General features: G+C 68.6%; 16 protein-coding genes, 1 pseudogene and 1 riboswitch. Of the genes and pseudogenes, 5 read left to right on the top strand and 12 right to left on the bottom strand.

Annotation, left to right across the window (positions count from 1 at the left end):
* Positions 1–48: 48 nt before the first annotated feature.
* Positions 49–327: a type II toxin-antitoxin system Phd/YefM family antitoxin gene (locus ACY5J6_RS12420; protein WP_462846688.1), complete on the bottom strand. Its 279-nt coding sequence runs from the start codon at positions 325–327 to the stop codon at positions 49–51.
* Between the two features lie 190 nt (positions 328–517).
* Positions 518–617, top strand: a riboswitch (cobalamin riboswitch).
* Positions 618–794: 177 nt separating this feature from the next.
* Between ACY5J6_RS12420 and ACY5J6_RS12415 the strand changes: the two genes are divergently transcribed.
* Genes ACY5J6_RS12415 through ACY5J6_RS12405 form a run of 3 tightly spaced genes read left to right on the top strand, consistent with a single transcriptional unit; the run spans position 795 to position 3,841 of the window.
* A complete protein-coding gene (locus tag ACY5J6_RS12415; RefSeq protein ID WP_054638521.1) occupies positions 795–1,196 on the top strand; it encodes a hotdog domain-containing protein in 402 nt (133 codons plus the stop codon).
* Entirely contained in the window at positions 1,177–2,151 is a 975-nt protein-coding gene (locus ACY5J6_RS12410; protein WP_462846687.1) for a ribonucleotide-diphosphate reductase subunit beta, read from the top strand. Before ACY5J6_RS12415 ends, ACY5J6_RS12410 begins: the two co-directional genes overlap by 20 nt.
* A 10-nt stretch (positions 2,152–2,161) precedes the next feature.
* Positions 2,162–3,841, top strand: coding sequence for a ribonucleoside-diphosphate reductase subunit alpha (locus ACY5J6_RS12405; RefSeq protein ID WP_462846686.1), 1,680 nt, complete (start codon positions 2,162–2,164; stop codon positions 3,839–3,841).
* 179 nt (positions 3,842–4,020) lie between these two features.
* On the opposite strand, the gene ACY5J6_RS12400 is transcribed toward ACY5J6_RS12405, so the two are convergent.
* Positions 4,021–4,425, bottom strand: coding sequence for a type II toxin-antitoxin system VapC family toxin (locus ACY5J6_RS12400; protein WP_462846685.1), 405 nt, complete (start codon positions 4,423–4,425; stop codon positions 4,021–4,023).
* The gene (locus ACY5J6_RS12395) at positions 4,422–4,652 is read right to left on the bottom strand and encodes a type II toxin-antitoxin system Phd/YefM family antitoxin (protein WP_462846684.1); all 231 of its coding nucleotides are present in this window, start codon (positions 4,650–4,652) and stop codon (positions 4,422–4,424) included. The genes ACY5J6_RS12400 and ACY5J6_RS12395 overlap by 4 nt, the downstream gene beginning before the upstream one ends.
* 393 nt (positions 4,653–5,045) lie before the next feature.
* Between ACY5J6_RS12395 and ACY5J6_RS12390 the strand changes: the two genes are divergently transcribed.
* A complete protein-coding gene (locus ACY5J6_RS12390) occupies positions 5,046–5,318 on the top strand; it encodes a hypothetical protein (RefSeq protein WP_462846683.1) in 273 nt (90 codons plus the stop codon).
* 414 nt (positions 5,319–5,732) lie between these two features.
* Here the strand turns inward: ACY5J6_RS12390 and ACY5J6_RS12385 are convergent, their stop codons facing one another.
* Genes ACY5J6_RS12385 through ACY5J6_RS12355 form a run of 7 tightly spaced genes read right to left on the bottom strand, consistent with a single transcriptional unit; the run spans position 5,733 to position 14,852 of the window.
* Entirely contained in the window at positions 5,733–8,996 is a 3,264-nt protein-coding gene (locus ACY5J6_RS12385; RefSeq protein ID WP_462846682.1) for a Swt1 family HEPN domain-containing protein, read from the bottom strand.
* Positions 8,997–9,026: 30 nt separating this feature from the next.
* Positions 9,027–9,569, bottom strand: a complete 543-nt coding sequence (locus ACY5J6_RS12380) for a helix-turn-helix domain-containing protein (protein ID WP_462846681.1) — start codon at positions 9,567–9,569, stop codon at positions 9,027–9,029.
* A gap of 3 nt (positions 9,570–9,572) precedes the next feature.
* Entirely contained in the window at positions 9,573–9,995 is a 423-nt protein-coding gene (locus ACY5J6_RS12375) for a helix-turn-helix domain-containing protein (protein WP_462846680.1), read from the bottom strand.
* Positions 9,996–10,042: 47 nt separating this feature from the next.
* Positions 10,043–10,525, bottom strand: coding sequence for a type II toxin-antitoxin system HicB family antitoxin (locus tag ACY5J6_RS12370; protein ID WP_462842041.1), 483 nt, complete (start codon positions 10,523–10,525; stop codon positions 10,043–10,045).
* Positions 10,525–10,794 (bottom strand): type II toxin-antitoxin system HicA family toxin, encoded by a 270-nt coding sequence (locus ACY5J6_RS12365; RefSeq protein ID WP_462842040.1) that lies wholly within the window; start codon positions 10,792–10,794, stop codon positions 10,525–10,527. The genes ACY5J6_RS12370 and ACY5J6_RS12365 overlap by 1 nt, the downstream gene beginning before the upstream one ends.
* A 58-nt stretch (positions 10,795–10,852) precedes the next feature.
* On the bottom strand, positions 10,853–13,693 hold the full coding sequence (locus ACY5J6_RS12360) for a DUF1156 domain-containing protein (protein WP_462846679.1): 2,841 nt from the start codon (positions 13,691–13,693) through the stop codon (positions 10,853–10,855).
* The gene (locus ACY5J6_RS12355; protein WP_462846678.1) at positions 13,686–14,852 is read right to left on the bottom strand and encodes a Fic family protein; all 1,167 of its coding nucleotides are present in this window, start codon (positions 14,850–14,852) and stop codon (positions 13,686–13,688) included. Before ACY5J6_RS12355 ends, ACY5J6_RS12360 begins: the two co-directional genes overlap by 8 nt.
* Positions 14,853–14,952: 100 nt before the next feature.
* Here ACY5J6_RS12355 and ACY5J6_RS12350 point away from each other — a divergent pair, with 100 nt between their 5' ends.
* Positions 14,953–18,321, top strand: coding sequence for a helicase-related protein (locus ACY5J6_RS12350; protein WP_462846677.1), 3,369 nt, complete (start codon positions 14,953–14,955; stop codon positions 18,319–18,321).
* Here ACY5J6_RS12350 and ACY5J6_RS12345 read toward each other — a convergent pair.
* Both ACY5J6_RS12345 and ACY5J6_RS12340 read right to left on the bottom strand, forming a co-directional pair.
* Positions 18,318–19,196: a ParB/RepB/Spo0J family partition protein gene (locus tag ACY5J6_RS12345; protein ID WP_462846676.1), complete on the bottom strand. Its 879-nt coding sequence runs from the start codon at positions 19,194–19,196 to the stop codon at positions 18,318–18,320. The two genes, ACY5J6_RS12350 and ACY5J6_RS12345, sit on opposite strands and share 4 nt — an antisense overlap.
* Positions 19,193–19,441, bottom strand: a pseudogene (locus ACY5J6_RS12340) (chromosome partitioning protein ParA); the annotation flags it as partial. The pseudogene ACY5J6_RS12340 and the gene ACY5J6_RS12345, both read right to left, overlap by 4 nt.
* Positions 19,442–19,475 lie beyond the last annotated feature (34 nt).

Here is a 19,475-nt window from a genome sequence, read left to right as displayed (position 1 = left end):
CTTCGGCCACATAGCGCTTCACCAGGGCGCTGGAATCCAGGTACAGGATCACTCCCGGTCCTCGAGGAGGAGGTCGGCCACGGAGCGTCCTTTGGCCCGGGCCACGGGCTTGCGAGGGCGGGGCTTCCGGCCCGACCAGCGGACCACCCCGGCCTGGGCGAGCCCTTTGAGGGCCTCCAGGGGGTCTCGGGTCAGGGGTACCAGCCGACCCAGGGGCTTGCCCCTGTCAGTGACCACCAGAACGCCCCCTTCCCGGACCAGGCGAAGGTAGCGGCTCAGGCGGGCCTTAAGCTCCCTTATGCCTACGCTCTTTGGCTTCGCCCCCATAGGACCACAATACCCGAAGAGGTGGCCACCTGGGCAAGGATGGGGCGGTTCCCCGCCGTGTTCCATGCCTGGAGGGCGTGCCTCTCGGTTTAGAATCCACCCTCCCCGAAAAGCCCGCTTGACGCCTCCCCACAACCCGTAGTAGGGTCTTGGTCAGGACGCCCAACACTTAGGGTGTCCTGGCCGCGATGCCAGGCCGACAGGCCTGGACGCCTAAAGGCGGTGGGGGAAGACCGGTGCGAGTCCGGCGCTGTCCCGCAACGGTGACCGGCCCAGGCCTTCCGCTCATCCTCCCGGTCGGAAGCCCGAGTACCCGCTTCGCGGCCCTGCCCCGTAGCCCTCGAGGCAAGGGTGAAGGTGGTGATACCCGTGGGACCTTAGCCTAACCCCCCAAAACCCGTCACGGGCCAAGCGCCCGAAAGAGGCCCTTCGGCTCTAGGAAGCTCTTTCCCGCCCAAGGAGGCGCTATGCGGGAAACGCGGATGGTCTACCCCGTCTTCCCCGGGGAGACCAACCACTACGGAACCCTATTTGGCGGAACGGTTCTGGCCTGGATGGACCAGGCGGCCTTCGTGGCCGCCACCCGGCACGCGCGCAAAAAGGTGGTGACGGTGCACGCCGACGCCGTGGACTTCAAGCGGCCCGTGCCCCTGGGGGCCATCGTGGAGCTGGTGGCCCGGCTCAAGGAGGTAGGGCGCACCTCCATGCGGGTGGAGGTGGAGATGTGGGTGGAGCCGGTGAAGGAAGGCGAGGAGGCCTACCTGGCCGCCCGGGGCGGGTTCGTCCTGGTGGCCTTGGACGAGCGGGGGAGGCCGAGCCCCGTGCCGCCCCTGGAAGGAGGTGAGGCCCGTGCCCCTCACGGCGCCTAGGGCCCACTACCGCCCCTACGAGTACCCGGGGCTTCTCCGCTTCCGGGACGCCATCCGGCACAGCTACTGGGTGCACACGGAGTTCAGCTTCCAGTCCGACCTCCAGGACCACGCCCTCTCCGAGGAGAAGGAGCGCCATCTGGTGGAGCGGGCTCTCCTGGCCATCGCCCAGGTGGAGCTCGCCGTAAAGCTCTTCTGGGCCCGCCTCTACGACCGCTTCCCCAAGCCCGAGATCGCCGAGGTGGGCATGACCTTCGCCGAGAGCGAGGTGCGCCACGCCAACGCCTACGCCCACCTCCTGGAGCTCCTGGGCCTCGAGTCGGCCTTTGCCCACGCCCTGGAAGAGGCCACTCCCCTCCGGGACCGGGCCCGGGCCCTCGAGGAGGTCCTCCGGCGCTCCCAGGAGGCGGACCTAAAGGACTACGCCCTGGCCCTCCTCCTCTTCTCCGCCTTCACCGAGCACGTCTCCCTCTTCTCCCAGTTCTACGTCCTCATGGCCTTGAACCGCCGGGGCAACCGCTACAAGGGGGTCTCCAACGCCATCGAGGCCACCAGCAAGGAGGAGAACGTCCACGGCCTTTTCGGGGCGGAGCTTCTGCGCCTCCTCAGGGAGGAGAGGCCCGACCTCTTCGGAGAAGCCTTCCAGGAGGAGGCCCTCCGCCTCGCCCAGGGGCTCTTCCGGGCCGAGGAAGGCCTCTTGGACTGGCTCTTCGCCCTGGGGGAGCCCGCCTTGGTGGGGCACGGGGAGACCCTGGAGTTCCTCAAGCACCGCTACAACGAGGTCCTCGCCCTCCACGGCCTCCCCGAGGCCTTCCCGGTGGACCCGGCGAGGCTTCGGGACACGGAGTGGTTCACCCTGGAGCTCCTCGCCGACAAGGAGGTGGACTTCTTCAACAAGCGCAGCGTGGCCTACGCGCGAAGGGTGCAAAGCTTTGACCCGGAGGAGCTTTTCTGAAGGAGGAGGCATGACCAAGGCCAAGCGGACCTACGAGCCCTGGTACTGGGCCAACGAGCACACCCGCCTCTACATGCGCCGGGGCTACCTGCTCCCCGGGGTGAGCGTGGAGGAGAGGGTGAAGGAGATCGCCGACCGGGCGGAGGCCCTCACGGGGGTCGAGGGTTTCTCCCGCAAGTTCCAGGAGTACGTGGCCCGGGGCTGGTACTCCCTCGCCACCCCCATCTGGGCCAACTACGGCCTCAGGCGGGGGCTCCCCATCTCCTGCTACGGCACCTACGTGGAGGACGACACCGCCTCCATCCTCCGGGCGGTGGCCGAGGTGGGGATGATGAGCAAGCAGGGGGGCGGCACCTCCCTCTACCTGGGCCGGCTCCGCCCCCGCGGGGCCCCCATCCGGGACAACGGGGAGAGCAACGGCTCCTTCGCCTTCGCCTCCCTCTTTGACCGGGTGATCGAGGTCTTCAACCAGGGCTCCACCCGCCGCGGCCAGTGCGCCGCCTACCTGGACGCGGAGCACCCGGACCTGGAGGAGTGGCTTTCCATCCAGCGGGAGCATTCCCCGGTCCAGTCCCTCTTCTGGGGGGTCTCGCTGGGGAACCGCTGGCTGGAGGAGATGGTGGCGGGCGACCCCGAGAAGCGGGCCCGCTGGGCCCAGATCCTAAAGGCCCGGGCCGAGGTGGGCATCCCCTACCTCTTTTTCCGGGACCACGCCAACGAGAAGGCCCCCGAGGTCTTCAAGGCCCTAGGCAAGACCATCTGGGCCAGCAACCTCTGCACGGAGATCATGCTCCCCTCCTCGGAGGAGGAGAGCTTCGTCTGTTGCCTTTCCTCCTTGAACCTCCTCCACTACGAGGAGTGGAAGCGCACCGACGCGGTGGAGACCCTGGTCATTTTCCTGGACTCCGTGCTGGACGACTTCATAGAGAAGGCGGAGGGCATCCCCTACCTGGAGCGGGCGGTGCGCTTCGCCCGGCGCTACCGGGCCATCGGCCTCGGGGTCCTGGGGTGGCACAGCTACCTCCAGTCCCAAAGGATCCCCCTGGAAAGCCCCGAGGCCTTCCGGAAAAACGCCGAGATCTTCAAGACCATCCGGGAGCGGGCGGAGGAGGCCTCGAGGTGGCTGAGGAAGCGCCACCCCGAGGACGAGCTCGCCGGGGTAGGGGAGCTCAAGGAGCGGCGCAACGCCACCCTCCTCGCCGTCGCCCCCACCAAGTCCAGCGCCTTCATCCTGGGCCAGGTCTCCCCCTCCATAGAGCCCTACACCAGCAACTACTACCTGAAGGACCTGCAGAAAGCCCGGGTCCCCTTCAAGAACCCCTTCCTGGCGGAGGTGCTGCGGGAAAAGGGCAAAGACGAGGAGAAGGTGTGGCGGAGCATCCTGGAGCACAACGGCTCCGTGCAGCACCTGGACTTCCTCACGGAGGAGGAGAAGGCGGTGTTCAAGACCTTCGCCGAGGTCTCCCAGATGACCCTCGTCAATCTCGCGGCCTCCCGGCAGAAGCACATCGATCAGGGGCAGTCCCTCAACCTGGTGGTCCACCCGGAGGCCCCGCCCAAGGACGTGAACGCCCTGGTCCTCCACGCCTGGCGCTCGGGCCTCAAGGCCCTCTACTACCAGTTCAGCCAGAGCATGGCCCAGGCCTATAGCCGGGACCTGCTCCTCTCCTGCCGGGCCTGCGAGGGCTGACGGCAGACCAAGGAGGGGAGGCCCGGGGGAGGGTGCCCCTTCCACCCCGGGCCCTATAACCCTCCCCAAAAGGGCCCTCGGAAGGGAAGCTCTGGGCCGCCGCCCTAAATTTGGACCACCTTATACAGGCCTCCCCCACGCCCGTCTCGCCAACCGCTTGTTCGGCTGGCGCAACATGGCTACCCCCAAAGGCTCCTGGCCTTGGCGTACCGCCTCAGACGCTCGTCCTTGGTCACCAGTACCCCCCCGAGCCTCAGGGCCGTGGCCAGAATGAACCGGTCCGCCGGGTCCGGGTGGGGCGGGTCCAGGTAGGCCGCCTCCAGGGCGATGCCCGCATCCAAGGGGACCACCCCGATCCCCCCCACCCGCAAGGCCTCCTCCAGCCAGCGCCGGGGCTCCAGGGAAAAGGCGATCCGCCCCTTCCGGGCGAGGACCGCCACCTCCCAGGGGATGATGGCCGAGATGAGGAGGGCTTCCCTCTTCCGAGCCTCGTCCAGGGTCCGCGCCAGGCCCTTGGGAAGGACCTCCGGGCTCGCCAGGTACCACACCCAGGCGTGGGTGTCCAGGACCAAAGGCCCCTTCACCCCAAGGCCTCCCAGGCTTCCCCGGTGGGCTCCGTGGGGTCCTCGTAGCGGAGGAGGGTACCTAAAAGCCGCTCCCTGGGGTCTTCTTCCCGGTAGGGGCGCACCTCCAGGACGGGGCGGCCCCGGTGGGTGAGGAGGAGGGGCTCCCCGGTAGCCTCCACCCGGCGGAGGAGCTCCAGGGCGTGGGCCTTGAAGTAGGTCTTGGAGACCTTCATGACCATGGCCATTGTACCTGGTCATGGTGCCCGGCCATAAGGAACCCCGGAAGGATAAGGTGGTCCTCCAAGGCGTCGCACCGCCCCTGGAGGAAGGCGTTCATCACCTTGGCCCCGTCCTCAAAGGTGAGGACCTTGGCGCCCCTCCACCGCTGGGCCCGGATGTAATCCCTTCGTGTGCTACTTGACCCCAACCCCTGGGGTGTGAAAAAAGAGGGGGTGCTATGGACTCCACCCGGGAGCACCCCCTTTACCATCTTCTTCTGACCGTACCTATGAGGGTTTGAAACGAAGTCCGATGGCTCAGGAAAACGTCCAGGAAGTGGCTTTTGACCGTACCTATGAGGGTTTGAAACGCGAGCTCAGCATTACTTGGGACAAGGCAGTATGGCTCAAGAAACCCCCATGACTTACGCCCCCCTGGCCCTAGCCCGGGCCTACCTGTCCTGGGTGAAGGGGCTCCTGGACCTGGGGGAGGAGGCCGATCCGGACGAGCTCCTGGACGCCGTGGAGGAGTGGACCCCCTTCCGCCGCTACCTCCAGGACGCGGCCTGCGAGGACCGGGAGGCCGCCCTGGCGCTGGCCCGGGAGGCCTTCGCCGAGAGGGCGAGGCTCGCGGCCCAAGGCTTTCCCGTGCCCGAGACCTGGGAGGCCTTCCTCCAGAGGCTCGGCCTCTGAGGGCGAGGAAGACCGGGTCCGGGGTGAGCCCGGCCCTTCCCGTGGGAGGGCCTTCTACGCCCCTAGAAGACCTGGGGCGCTTCCCCCTTAGCCCTGGCAGGCCGGGCTTTCCGCCCCCTGCGCTCCGGCCTTTTGACGGCACCTATGGGGGCATACAACACTGCGGTCATCCTTCCTCCCGCCGCTCGGCGAGGAGCTCCCCCACCAGGCTCCGCCCTGGGGCCACGTGGGCGAACAGGCCCAGGGCCCGGCGGGCCACCCCGGGGGCGCCCTCCTCCCGCACCCGGAGGAGGAGCCGTCCCCCTCCTTGAGTCCCAGGGCCTTGCGCACCTCCGCGGGCAGGACCACCCGCCCCTGGCCCCGAGGTGGGTCAGGTATCGGGCCGGGGGGCAAGGTGTCCCATACCCCTCATCCTCAAGCCTCCTCGAAGGAGGCCTCGGCGCCGAGCACCCGGCTGTTCTCCCGAAGAACCCGCTCCAAGCCCTCGGGGAAGCCCTCCGGGGCCTCGGCGTGGGCCTCGAGGACCACTTCAAGCCGGACCCCTCCCTCCTTGGCCAGGTGAAGGAGGACTTCTTGAGCCAAGGTTTGCACGTCGGAGAGTAGGTTTTCCACCCGGAGGGCCTTCTTGAGGTAGAAGCGCTTGGGCCTCGAGGGCTTGGGGGGAGGCAGGTTTGTGGGCCCCCGATCGTCCCCCTCTTGGCCCGAGGGCGGGGCCACACCCAGGGCATCCCCCCCTCCTTTCTCCTTCAAAAGCCGGGCGGCCAACTCGGGCCGCAAGAGGTAGCCCCCAAGGGAAGGGGCCACCTCCCCGCCCAGAACCACGCCCTTGGGAACCCCCCCTTCCAGGCTCCCGGCGTACCCGAAGCGCCCCTCCCCTACTCCCTGGGCCACGGTGGCCAGGAGGGTTTCCTCGTCCTTGAGCTTGGGGAGGTAGGCGTAGGCGGCGAAGTCCTCCCAGAGCCTCCTCAAGGGGAGGACGCCTTCCGGCTCGGCCACCTCCCAGAACCCGTAGCGGGCGAGGGCTTCCTCCAGGAAGGCGGGGTGCCACTTGGTGAGGACCAGCCCCTCGCTCTGGGCCTTGGCGGCCACCCGCTCCAAGGGGTTTCCGCTACCCTGGAGGCGGATGGCGCTAAGCTCCAGGTCCGGGGCCTTGGGGTTGGGCTGGTGGAAGGCGAGGAGGTAGCGGTAGGCCTCCTCGAGGCGCACCTTCAGGGTCTCCTCCGCCTGGCGGAGACGGCTTTCCACCTGGCGTACGTCCCCCGCCCCGAGGTTCAGGCGCTCGCGGTCCTCAAAGATGGAACGCCAGGCCAGGTACTGCCGCGCCGCCGCCTCCAGGTCGGGGACCAGGGTGGCCTCGGGGGCGAGAAAGAGGAGAACGTTGCGGTAGCGCCTTGGGGCCTGCCCCCGCCGCTCCAAAACCCCTCGGGCCCACCGCTCCGCCTCCGAGCCCCCCTTGGCGTAGGGCGCCCTGGGGGAGAGGACCACCAGGCGCAGGGCGGGCTCGTCCGGCACCTCCTCCGAGCCCGCCGGGGCCACGTGCACCGCCTGGAAGAGGGCGGGGCGGCCCCTGGCCCAGGCCCGCAGGCGCTCCTCCAGTTCCATTAGGGCCTCCTCACGCGAGAGGGCCGCCGCCCGGTCCTGGGCCATCCGGTTGAGGCTTGGGCGGGTCTCGAACCAGTAGCGGTCCCCCTCGGCGTGGAGGTAGGTTAGGCGCTCGGAGAGGGCCTTCAGGGCCTCGGTGAAGAGGGCCGGGTTCTCCCCGGGGTAGGCCGCCCCCAGCTTGACCCGGACCCCCTCCACCCCCCGGGGCTTCCCCGTGGGCGCCGCCCCGGCGGGCGCCGTGGCCAGGAAGACCGCCCGGGCCGCTCGGCGGGCCGCCTGGTAGCGACCCAAGGAGGGCCGCTCCCGCTCCAGGGCGAAGGCTTTGGCGTTGGGGCCGTCTATGTCGGCGTCGATCACCTGGTCAAACCCCTCCTGGTGGCGGGAGAGGTGGCGAACGAGCTCGTAGCGGGGGCCGTCGGCGTCTAGGGGAAGGCCACCCGGCAGGATCAGGGGGGAGGTGTCTCCCCGGATCCAGAGGGTGTAGACCACCGAGGCCAGGAGGCGGAGCACCCCCCGGGTGCGCTGGAAGCCCTCGAGGGTGGCCCAGTCCTCGTAGAGCCGGTCAAAGAGCTCCGGATGGATGGGGTAGGCGAGGCGCATCCTTTCCCCGTAGTGGGGCTCGAGGACCTCGCTCGGAAACTCCCCCCGGTGCTCCCGGTAGTAGCGCATGTACTCCCGAACCACCGCGTCCCGCTGGCGGAAGCCCTCCTCCGAGAGGGGCTGGAAGAGCCTGCGGCGCACGATCTCGTAGGTCTCGTCCTGGGTGGCGGGCTGCCACACGGACTCCAGCCTGCCGAAGACGTTCTGGAGGCGAATCAGGGCCTCCCGCCCCCCTCCTCCCCCCACCTCGGCGTCCGAGGCGGGCAAGGAGGCCACCACCAGGACGCGGGGGCTCCGCTTGGCGGCCTCGGTGAGGGCCTGGGCGAAGGTGAGGTTCTGGTCAAAGGTCCCGGCGGGGAGGCCCTCCTCCCCGTAGAGGTTGCGCAGGAAGGCCACCCATTCGTCAATGAGCACCAGGGCCGGGCTGAAGCACCCGAAGAGCTCTTTTAGGGCATCGGAGCCCGGGGCTACCCCGGTGCGGTCCTCCGCCTCCACCATGCGGTAGCCCTCCACGCCCCCGAGCTGGTAGGCGAGCTCCCCCCAGAGGGTCCGCACCACCACCCCCTCGGGCTTGGGGTGGGTGCGGGCGGGGCTATAGGCGGTGCCCACGAAGACTGCCCGCCGCGCCACCGGTACCCGGTCCACCCCCGCCTGGGCCAGGAGGTCCTCGAGGCCCGGCACCTCCCTGGGGTCCACCGTCCCCCCGAAGAGGTGGTAGAGGGCCAGCATGGAGTGGGTCTTCCCCCCGCCAAAGGCCGTCTGGAGCTCCACCACCGGGTCTCCCCCCTCCCCCGCCAGGCGCTTCAGGGCGTTGAGGAGGAGGCGCTTGAGCCCCGTGGTGAGGTGGGTGCGGCGGAAGAACTCCAGGGGGTCCTGGTACTCTTCCCCGGCCTCGCCCCGGTGGACCTGGGCCAGGTCGGCGGCGAACTCCGCCTCGCTGTACCGCCCCGAGGCCACGTCAGGGTGGGGCGTGACCACCTCCCGCCAGGGCTTGAGGCCCTGGGAAAGGGCGGCAGGAGACTGCTTGACCGCCCGCTCCGCCTCCCGCTTCGCCTCCTCCTCAAAGCGGCGCCTGAGGAGCTCCCGGGCCATGCGGGCCGTCTCCTGGGCCTCCTCGGCGGCGATCATCTCCAGGAGGCGGGTCATGCTGTCCAGGGCCCGGTGGGCGTCCTCAAAGGAGAAGGCGCCTTGGTGGGCCCAGCGGTTGCGGAACTCCAGAAGCTCCTTCACCAGGGTCCGGCCCCAGCGGCCCAGCTTCTCGTCAAAAACCTCGGCCCAGCGGTAGTCCATGAGCTTGAGGAGGGCCTGGGCGTCGGGGTCCTGGAGGGAAGCCCGGTCCCCCTTGAGCACCTCCCCCGCCTCCTTGGCCCATTCCTCGCCGTAGGCCCGGCGGTACTCCCGCTCCACGAAAGGCCTTAGACCGGACCGCAAAAGGTCCAGGCCCTTGCCCACCATCTCCCGGTTGCTGAGCGCCATATCTCAAAGCTTAAGCCCAGAGGCAAGCCCCTAGGCCTTCCAGGCGGGAAGCACCAGCCGGGGAAGCCCCATCTGCGCCGTCAGGAAGTCCACGTAAAGCCGCAGGTAGGGCCAGAGGTTAATGGGCAGGTTGCGCTCCCGGAACACGCGGAAGATCCTCTCCTCCGGAAAGAAGGCCGAGTCGTAGTCCGCCCTAAGGCGAAGCCGCAGGGTACCGAAGGACCCCCCGTCGTCCTGGAGGTCCAGGTTCAAGGCAAGCCCGGCGGAAAAGCCTCCTTCGCTTGGCTCTGGACCGAAGGCCTCGAGGCCCATCTTGAAAGCAAGCTTCCCTTTAGGAGAGCGCTCCAGCTTGGCGTGGACCTCCACCAGCTCCACGGAGCGGATTTCCAGCCCCCGGATGAAGTTGGCGTAGGCCTCGAGGTCGGGCTCCCCTTCGGCCTTGGGCTTGAGGAGGCCGGAGCGCCTCAGGGTGTTGTAGACCCTCTGGTAGCTCAACCCCAGGGCCTTGGCGATCTCGGAAACACTCTTACCTTCCCGGTAAAGCCTGCGGATGGTTTCCGATTTTTTTGCCATGCTCTAGGCGGCCCAAGAAGCCCAGGAGGCCTTGCCAAAAGCAGGCTCCGGGCCAAACCCGGCGTTTTCCCAAGCGGGCTTTGCCATCTCCACCACGGGCTCGTCCGCCGCGAGGGAGAACCGGGCCAGGACCTCGCCCTCCTCGTCGGCGAACTCCAGCCTCAGGGAAAGCCCCAAGGCCTGGGCGTAGCGGGCCAGGCTCTCCAGGGTCATGGAAAGGCCGGCGGAGGTCTCCAGCTGGCTCACCCGGCCCCGGGAGACCCCCAGGCGCTCGGCCACCTCCTTCTGGGAAAGCCCCCTCTCCTCCCGCAGGTAGCCGAGGAGCCAGGAGAGCTCCTCGTCCAGGACCTCCCGGTAAAGCCGCCTCGCCTCCGGGTCCCTCACAAATTCGCGAAAGTACTCGTTGAAGTCCGTTCCTTTAGGCATATCCCTACCCACAGGGGCCGCAAAGGGTTTTAGCCACTTGGCCTGCCCTAGGCGAGGACCTCTGTCCATACCCTGCCCCTGGAAGACGTGCCCCACTCTTGGGAGCGGTGAGGCTCGGCCGAGATGGTCTCGGCCCCTTCGTAAATCCGCCCTAGCTCGCGTTTTAGGGCACGCAGAGAGGACCTCTCCGCCAGCAGGCTCACAATGTACTGGTTTAGGCTCACCCCCTCGGCCCTTGCCTCCTTGTCCAAACGGCGGTGGAGGCTCTTAGGCATGCGCACCAGAACGCGCCCGCTGTACTCCCGCTCCGTGGACGGAAGGGGAATCTCGTCCCCGTGCTCATAAGCGGTCTCCAGCCAGAGCCTCCGGGCTTCCTCCAGGTTGGCCAGGGCCTCCTCCGGGGTCTCGCCCACGGACACGCACCCCTCGAGGTCCGGGTGAAGGGCGGTGTAACCCCCTTCCGGCTCCGCCACCAAGAGCACGGGGTACTTCAGGTTCAGGTAGTAGTCCAAAGGCTTCCGCTTCCGCATCACGCCTCCTCTAGAAGTTCCTCAAGGTCCTTGCCCGTAACGTCCTCCAAGGCGTCAATCACCTGCTTGAGGTAGGTGCGCGTCACCACTTGGCCTCCCCTCTTAGGCACCGTGAGCATCCGGCCGCTCGGGTGCCGGAACTGGTGGTGGCTCCCTCCAGAGCGGACACAGGAGAAGCCGAACCACCCGAGGACGCGCTCCACCTCTTCATAGGACATCTCCGGGGGTAGGGCCTTGAGCTTCTCTAACAGTTTACGCTTCCTGCTCAACCCTACCTCCTCTATGCTATCGCATGCAGTATCACTTTGTCAAAACCTAACCTCCACATTAATCGGCCTCCCGGAAAAGCCCCTCCTGCACCGCCCCCCGCGCCCTGGCCGCCTCCACCGCCAGGTGGCCGTAGCTCGCGGCCAGGAGGTTGAAGCCCTGGGCGTCCACAAGGTAGCTCCCCTGACCGGCGCGGCCCTTGCGCTCGGCGATCTGGTACAGGCGGTAGGCCAGGGCCCGGGCTCCCTCCGCCAGGGTGGGGGGAAGCTGGGCGAGGAGCCTGGCCGCGGCCCCCTCTCCCGCCCTCTCCAGGAGGCGGATGAGGTGGTGGGCGGCCTCCCAGGCGCTCAGGCGGCGGTCGGCCTTGGGGTCCCAGTCCTCCGGGTACTCCTCGGGCCTCAAGAGGCGCACCTTACCGCCCCGGGCGAGGAGGATACCCCCTTCCTCCAGGGCGGCCACCGCCACGTTCTTGGCCTTGGCCAGGGTCTCGGCGTCCCCGAAGGGGCCCTCCCCGTAGCCGTACTGCTCGTACCAGGCGAGGGCGAAGCGGCTTGGAGCGTCCAGCTCCGCCTCCTCCTCGGCCAGGAACTCGTCCAGGACCTGGTTGATGAGGGCCAGGGCCTCCCTGACGGAGAGGGGCCTGCCGTCCGGCTCCACCACGGCCCGGTAGCGGCTGAAGACGGCCATGCCGGGGCCGATGGCGCTCTGGGCCAGGTCCACGGGGGGGATGCTCCCCCGGGTGAGGTCCCTCAGGGCCTGGGGAAGCTCGGCCCGGAGGGCCCGGAGGAAGTCCTGCCGGGTGGCGAGGGGAGCCTCCTTGGGCCTTGGGCGGCAGACCAGCACGATGGAGGAGGCGAGGGCGTTAGAACCTTGGCCCCGGGGGCGGTTTTGCAGCTCGGTGCGCATGGGCCAGGTGGCCACCACCTGGAAGCCCTCCTCCACGAGGCCCTGGAGGAAGGTCTCCCACCCCGTGGAGGCCACGGCCTCGCTCTCCCCTTCCTCGTCCTCCTCCACCTCCTGCTGCTTGAAGGCGTAGTAGAGGGTGAGGGGGTGGTCGGGGTGGGCCCTTTCCCTGAGGTGGCGGAAGACCCGGCGCATGCCCTCCTCAAAGTGCTTGCGGGCCTCCTCCTTGCCCCCGTGGCGGAAGGGGTCGGCGATGAGCTCCTCGGCCTTGGGGGTGAGGAGGGTGCGGAAGAGGTCGGGGTAGACCCCCTTCAGGTTCCGGCGGAGCCAGACGTAGAAGAAGTCGGAGAGAGCGGCATAGCTGATGTTGTCGTAGTAGGGCGGGTCGGTGGAGATGAGGGGCGGGTGGGGGACGCCGTTCACCGAGTCCAGGGCGTTGGCCTGGCGGGCCGTGCCCGGGGGAGAGGCGGGGAGGGTCTCCAGGGCGGAGGCGACCCAGTCCAACATATTGACCAACGAGCCTGTACTTTCGCTGAAGAGGTTGGTCTCGGCGAAGTCCCAGACCATGGGAAGGGCCTGGCGTGTGAAAGTGTTACGAACTTTTTCTCCCGTTGTGTGCCAGCTGCAAAGCGCCGAATGGTAATCGGCCAGGCGGTCCACCGCCAGCGCCAGGTACACCCGCACCGCCTGGGCGTAGGCCCGGGCGCCCCTTCCCCCCTGGGCGAGGGGGGTGGGGTCCTCGGAGAGGCCCGCCCTCAGGGCGTCCTGGTAGGCCCGCTCCTCCGCCTCCTCCAGGAGGTCGGAGAAGGTGCCGAGGGCCAGGAGCTGGCGGGAGGTGAAGAGGTCGGCGTGGGTGGTGAGGCCGTACTGGGTGCACCAGATGTTGCGGGGATCGTAGGTCAGTTCATAGGTAGGCCTCCAGTTGGGTACGGCTTTTTGGGCAACGGCCTCGTGCTCCGGGTCCGGAGCGTGGTAACCCCTCCCCCCACGTTCCTCGGTCACGATGGCCATGAGCCTCGCCCCCATGCGACCGGCGCGGCCCTCGGCCCGCACGTGCTCCAGGGGGATGGGGGTGCCGCAGACGAGGCATTGCGCTCCCCGGCGGTTCACCGTGCCCTCCAGGGGCGGGGCGCCCGCTCCGGTTTTCACGCGGAACACCACCCCTCCCCTCTCCACCTCGGGGACCACATAAGCCTCCTTGCCCCTCTTCTTGGAAAGCCAGAAGGAACGCACCAGGGGCGCCTCGGCCCGGCAGGCGGGGTTGGGGCAGGCCACGGTGCGGGCCCAGAGCCAGGCGATGACCGTTTGGCCGTTCAGCGCGGGGTAAAAGGCCCCGATGCGCCGGAAGGCCTCCTCCCGCATCCACTTGCCGTAGTAGCGCACGTCCTCGGCGAGGCCTTTGGCGCGGGGAAAGCGGTCGGTGGGCTGGTGCTTCGCCTGGTACTCCGGGTTCACCGGAGGGAGACCAGAGAAGCGGGGAGGAATCTCAATGAGGGCCTTGTTGAGGAGGACGGCCACCGGGTTCAGGTCGGAGGCGTAGGCCCTAAGGCCCAGGCGCTGGGCCTCCAAGGGGATGGTCCCCCCGCCGGCGAAGGGGTCCAGGACGGGCGGAGCCTCCTGGAGAAGCGCCAGGATGGCCGCCCGGTCCTCCTTGGGGGGCGGAACCTTTCCCAAGCTACGGGCCAGGCTCTTGGCCATCTCGTGGCGGGCCTCCCAGAGGGTGGGGGAGTCGGGGTCCTTGGCCTCGTCCCAGTTCACCAGCTTTTCCAGAATGGCGAAGAGCCTCTCCCGCTCCTTGGCCGCCTGGTCTTCCGGCAGGTGCTCGCCGGGGTCGTCCACGAGGCTTGCGAAGAGCACCGCCCTGGCCGTGGCCAAGGGGCGCCTCGCCCACCAGAGGTGCAGGGTGGAGGGGTGGCCGTGGCGGATGGACTTCTCGCGGCTCGCCTCCTTGTTGATGGCCTCGAGGGGCAGGGCGACCTCAATCAGCTTTTTAGGCATGGCGGGCCTCCTCCAAGATTTCCAGGATCTCCTTGGCGGCGTAAAGCCTGTTGCGCTTCCTTTCGCTGACGGGTGTCAGGATACCGTCTTCTTCCAGCCTCTGCACCAGCCTGTTCGCCCAGGCGTGGGTAATCCCCAGGCGGTCCTTGACCAGAGGGACGGTCAACACCGGGCGCTCAAAGAGAAGGTCCAGCAACCCCAGGATGTGGGCGCTTCCCCCCTTGCGCCCGTAGTTTTCCCGCCACTCCCTCCAGAGGTCAAGGAGCCTGCGCGCACGCTCCGCCACGTCCTTAGCCTCCGTGCGCACCCCTTCCAGGAAGAAGGCCAACCACTCCTCCCAGGCTCCCCGCTGGCTCACCCCGAGGAGAAGGTCGTAGTAGAGGGTCCGGTGCCGTTCAAAGTAGGCGGAGAGGTAGAGGGCGGGCTCCGGTAAGAGCCCCCTCTCCAAAAGCATCAGGGTGATGAGGAGCCGCCCAATCCTGCCGTTTCCGTCCAGGAAGGGGTGGATAGCCTCAAACTGGTAGTGGACCAGGGCGATCTCCACGAGGGGCGGAAGCCCGTGGTCGCTGTGCCAGAAGCGCTCCAGGGCGTCCAGGGCCTCCAGCATGGGGCCGGGAGGAGGGGGAACGTACCGGGCCTCCTCCAAGGAACTCCCCGGTGGACCGATCCAGTTCTGGGCTCGGCGGAACTCCCCTGGGGCCCGGCCCCCTCCGCGCACCCCCCGGAGGAGCACCGCGTGGACCTCCTTGAGGAGCCTCAGGGAAAGGGGTATCTCCTGGAGAAGTTCCCTCCCTCGCTCCAGGGCGTGGATGTAGTTGAGCACCTCCTGGGCGTCCTCCCTGAGCTCTGGGGAGGGGAACAAGGGCACCTGGGCCTCGAGGGCGTAGACATCCAGCAAGCCCGCCTGCGTCCCCTCTATGCGGGAAGAGAGCACCGCCTCCTTCTGGATGAAGGGGCGGATGAAGAGGTACGGGTTGGGGAGCTGGCGCAAGAGCCCTGCCAGTTCCCCCAGGGCCCCACGGGCCTCGTCAAGAAGGGCGATGAGGCGGAGGCTCCATTCCAACCGGGGCGGTAAGGGGTCCGGCAGGAAGGCGTACACGCCTCGGCCGATGGCCAAAAGCTTCCCTGGGGCCTGGGGGGCGAACTCTTCCGGGCGCACGGCCCTTATGATACTAGTTCCCCCATCTTGTATCACAAGACTTGACATGTGCTACTGCCGTATCACAAGAGCCCGCTGGTCCTCTGCTAGGCTATCTCCCGTGGAGCCCAGGAAGCTCGCCCCCGGGGTGCGCCTCCGGGGCCTCACCCCGGAGGGGAGCGTGCGGGTGGAGGACGTCCGCCCCCTGGGAAGCGCCTTCCGAATCGCCTACCGCACTCCCTCGGGCAGGCTGGAGGAGGCCCTCCTCTACCCCGAGGACCTGGCCCGCCTCGAGGCGGAGGAAGAGGCCCGCTTCCCCCTGGACGCCCCCGGGGACCTCTTCCGCCTCGCCGCCGAGGCCAAGCGCATCCAGAACGCCTACCTCTTTGACCCCTGGATGGCCGTGCACACCTCCCTGGTGGAGCCCCTTCCCCACCAGATTGAAGCGGTCTACGGCCACCTGCTCCCCAAAAACCCCCTCCGCTTCCTCCTGGCCGACGACCCCGGGGCGGGCAAGACCATCATGACGGGGCTCTACATGCGGGAACTGGCCCTGAGGGGTGCCCTGGAGCGGGCCCTGGTGGTGGCCCCGGGGGGACTGGTGGTGCAGTGGCAGGAGGAGCTTTGGGAGAAGTTCCGCCTGCGCTTTGAGATCTTCTCCCGCTCCTGGCTGGAAAACAGCCTGGAGAACCCCTTCCGCAAGCACCCCTACTGGCTCGCCCGCCTGGACCAGCTGGCCCGCTTCCCGGAGGTGGCGGAGAGGGCTTTGGAGGTGGACTGGGACCTGGTGGTGGTGGACGAGGCCCACAAGATGTCCGCCACCTACTACGGCCTGGAGGTGAAGGCCACCCAGCGCTACCGCCTGGGCCAGCAGCTTTCCGAGCGGGCCAAGCACTTCCTCCTCCTCACCGCCACGCCTCACCGGGGCAAGGAGGAGGACTTCCGCCTCTTCCTGGCCCTCCTGGACCCCGACCGCTTCGCCGGGAAGCCGAGGCCAGGGAGCCCTCCCTTAGACGCCCAGGGGGTCTGGCTCAGGCGGCAGAAGGAGGACCTGGTGCGCTTTGACGGCACCCCCCTCTTCCCCGAGCGCCGGGCCTACACCGTGGCCTACCGCCTCTCCCCGGAGGAGATAGCCCTCTACCAGGCGGTGACCGCCTACGTGCGGGAGGAGATGAACCGGGCGGAGGCCCTGGAGGAGGGGAGGCGGCGCACGGTGGGCTTCGCCCTCACCCTCCTGCAGAGGAGGCTGGCCTCGAGCCCCCTCGCCCTCTTCCGCTCCTTAGAGCGGCGCAGGAAGCGCCTGGAGGCGAGGCTTTCCGAGGTGCGGCGGGGGCTTTCCCCGGGCTTTCCCCTCCTGGAGGAGGAGGACATTGAGGAGCTGGAGGAGTTCCCCACCGAGGAGCTGGAAGGGGCTCCCGAGGTCCTGGACCAGGCCACCGCCGCCCGCACCGCGGCGGAGCTGGAGGCGGAGATCCGCACCCTGAAGGCCCTCGAGGCCCAGGCCAAGCACCTCCTTCACAAAGAGCAAGACCGGAAGTGGCAGGAGCTCCGCCGCCTCCTGGAGAGCGACCTCATCCGGGGAAGAAAGCTCATCGTCTTCACGGAGCACCGGGACACCCTGGAGTACCTGGAAAGGCGGCTTTCCTCATTCCTGGGCCGCCTCGAGGCGGTGGTGGCCCTGCACGGGGGGCTTTCCCGGGAGGAGCGCCGCCTCCGCCAGGCCCGCTTCGCCCAGGACCCCGAGGTGGAGATCCTGGTGGCCACGGACGCCGCCGGGGAAGGGGTGAACCTGCAGCAGGCCCACCTCCTGGTGAACTACGACCTTCCCTGGAACCCGGCCCGGCTGGAACAGCGCTTCGGGCGCATCCACCGCATCGGCCAGAGGGAGGTCTGCCACATGTGGAACCTGGTGGCGGAGAACACCCGGGAGGGCGAGGTTTACCTCCGCCTCCTGGAAAAGCTGGAGGAGCAGAGCCGGGACCTGGGGGGACGGGTGTTTGACGTCTTGGGCCAGCTCTTCCAGGACCAGCCCCTCAAGGAGCTCCTCCTGGAGGCCATCCGCTACGGGGAGGATCCGGAGGTCCGGGCGAGGCTCTTTCGGAAGGTGGAAGGGGCGGTGGACCGGGAGAGGCTTCTTTCCCTCCTGGAAGGGGCCCTGGCCAAGGAGGTCCTGGACCCCAAGCGCCTAAAGCACCTCCGGGAGGAGATGGAGCGGGCCGAGGCCAGGAGGCTTCAGCCCCACTACCTCACGAGCTTTTTCCGGGAGGCCCTGGAGAGGCTTGGGGGAAGCGTCTACCTGCGGGAGGCGGGGCGGATGGAGGTGGCCTACGTGCCCCCCAGGGTGCGGAAGCCTGGGGTGCTCCGGCAGTACACCCGGGTCACCTTCCACAAGGACCGGGTGAGCCTCCCGGGGAAGCCCCAGGCGGACTTCCTGGTCCCCGGCCACCCCCTCCTGGACGCGGTGCTGGAGGGGGTGCTGGAGGCCTGGGGGGAGTACCTGGAAAGGGGGACGGTCCTGGTGGACGAGAACGCCACGGAGCCCCGCCTGGTCCTGGCCCTGGAGCACGAGGTGGAGGACGCCCAGGGGCCCGTTTCCCGGAGGCTCCTCTACGTGGGGGTGGGCCTTACGGGGGAGGTGCGGGCCGAGGGGCCAGCCCCCTACCTGGACCTGCGCCCCGCCACGGAGGAGGAGCGGCGCCTTGGCCTGGAGCTCGCAGGCCGCCTGGACCTCCCCGGGCTCCTGGATAAGGCGGAAACCTACGCGGTGGAGCGCCTGGCCCGGGAGCACCTGGAGGAGGTGCGGAGCCTGCGGGAAAGGGAGGTGGACCGCACCTTAAAGGCGGTGCGGGAGCGCCTCCTCTCGGAGATCTGGTACTGGGATGGCCGGGCCGCAGAAGAGGAGAAGAAAGCCCAGGCAGGTAAGGCGGTGGCCAAGGCGCGGGCAGAAGGGGCGAGGCGTCGGGCCGAGGAGCTCCGCGAGCGCCTCAGGCGAAGGGAAGAGGAGCTCCTGAAGGCGAAGCACCTCCGCCCCCTTCCCCCCAGGCTGGCCCAGGCCATCTGGGTCATCCCTCCCCTGGCCCAAGGGCTCTCCGGCCTCGAGGAGGAGGCCCGCAGGAGGCTAGAGCGCCTAGCGGTGGAGGCGGTCTTGCGGGCGGAGCGCCTGCAGGGCCACGAGCCCCGGGAGATGCCCCCGGGCTGGCCCGGCTACGACATAGAGTCCCGCCTTCCCGACGGGTCCTTGAGGTTCCTCGAGGTCAAGGGCAAGGGGCCAGGCTCCAGCGTGGTCACCCTCTCGCGCACCCAGATCCTCACCGGGCTCAACAAGCCGGAAAGCTGGTTGCTGGTGGTGGTGGAGACCGACGGCGAGCGGGCCCTAAGGGCGCACTACATCCCGGCCCCCTTCCAGCGGGAACCGGACTTCGCCGCCACCAGCGTGAACTACGACCTTGCCGAGCTCCTGGCGCGGGCGCGATGGAGCGTGGAGCTCTAGACCGGAGCCTCCAGGAGCTCCCGGAGTTCCCTAAGCTTTTCCTCCACCAGGGCCCGCCTATCCGGGGGCAGGGCCTCGAGGTCCAGCCGCAAGAGCCTCTCCCCCACCTCCCGGTACCAGGGCTTGGGGGCTTTCTCCTTCTTAAGGGCCTCCCGCACCCTCGCCTTCAGGTCCCTCAGGGAAAGCCCCGCCCTGGCCTCCTCCAGGAGGGCCCGCCTCAGGGCCTCGTCCCTCACCTTCTTGAGCTCCAGGGCGGCGGTGTAGGGGATGGCCCCCTCCCCCAGAGCTACCTTCAGGTCCTCGGGGAGGGAGAGGAGGGGGAGGCGGTGGCGGACGAAGGACTCCCAGGTCATCCGGCCCAGGGCCTTGAAGAGCTCCTCCACCCTTTGGGCTTCAGGGCTCCCCGCAACGTTGCGGGGAACCTTCCCCCTCGCCTCATCCCGCATCCGGTGGAGGAGCCCCACCACCTCCTCCCGGCTCTCCCCCAAGTCTTCCGATAGGAGGTCCAGCACCCCCAGGGTCTCCTCGTAGGGGTTCAGGTCCTCCCGCTGGAGGTTCTCCACCAGGGCGAGGAGTCGCGCTTCCTTCTCGGAGAGCTCCACCACCCTTACCGGGACCTCGGAAAGCCCCGCCATCTTCGCCGCCCGGTAGCGCCTCTCCCCGGCCACGATGGCGTACCTCCCGTCCCCGAGAGGGCGCACCAGGAGGGGCTGGAGGACCCCCTTCTCCCGGACGCTCTCGGCGAGGGCCTCGAGGTTCTCAAAGCGCCTGCGAGGCTGGGACTGGGGGACGAGGGCTTCCAAAGGGAGGACGGAAGAGGCCGGGCTTCTGGCCTCCTCCACCAGGCCTTTCAGGTAAGCGCGGATGGCGCTCACGCCACCACCTCCTCAAAGCGGAAGACCTTCTTGAGCAGGAAGTCCGTGAGGCGGGCCACCTCCTCGGCGGCCTCCCGGTCCCCCGTGAGCTGGATGGGGACCTGTCCCTCGGTGGCCCTCCGGTGGGGACCAGGGCGGTAGGCCACCTGGACCACCGCCCTCAAGGCCTGGACGCCCTTGGCCCCCGTTTCCACCGGGACCAGAAGCCTGTCCCCCGCCAGGGCGCCCTTGACGGGAAGGGAGCCAGGGGGTAAAGTGAGCTTACCGACCGGTCGGTGG

It is taken from the genome of Thermus sp. H19.2, assembly GCF_054979525.1.
This window is presented reverse-complemented; position numbering and strand designations above follow the sequence as displayed.

Coding starts and splice junctions, on each gene's coding strand:
- ACY5J6_RS12420 (WP_462846688.1), bottom strand. CDS start 327: ATGGGGGCGAAGCCAAAGAGCGTAGGCATAAGGGAGCTTAAGGCCCGC.
- ACY5J6_RS12415 (WP_054638521.1), top strand. CDS start 795: ATGCGGGAAACGCGGATGGTCTACCCCGTCTTCCCCGGGGAGACCAAC.
- ACY5J6_RS12405 (WP_462846686.1), top strand. CDS start 2,162: ATGACCAAGGCCAAGCGGACCTACGAGCCCTGGTACTGGGCCAACGAG.
- ACY5J6_RS12395 (WP_462846684.1), bottom strand. CDS start 4,652: ATGGCCATGGTCATGAAGGTCTCCAAGACCTACTTCAAGGCCCACGCC.
- ACY5J6_RS12390 (WP_462846683.1), top strand. CDS start 5,046: ATGACTTACGCCCCCCTGGCCCTAGCCCGGGCCTACCTGTCCTGGGTG.
- ACY5J6_RS12385 (WP_462846682.1), bottom strand. CDS start 8,996: ATGGCGCTCAGCAACCGGGAGATGGTGGGCAAGGGCCTGGACCTTTTG.
- ACY5J6_RS12380 (WP_462846681.1), bottom strand. CDS start 9,569: ATGGCAAAAAAATCGGAAACCATCCGCAGGCTTTACCGGGAAGGTAAG.
- ACY5J6_RS12375 (WP_462846680.1), bottom strand. CDS start 9,995: ATGCCTAAAGGAACGGACTTCAACGAGTACTTTCGCGAATTTGTGAGG.
- ACY5J6_RS12370 (WP_462842041.1), bottom strand. CDS start 10,525: ATGCGGAAGCGGAAGCCTTTGGACTACTACCTGAACCTGAAGTACCCC.
- ACY5J6_RS12360 (WP_462846679.1), bottom strand. CDS start 13,693: ATGCCTAAAAAGCTGATTGAGGTCGCCCTGCCCCTCGAGGCCATCAAC.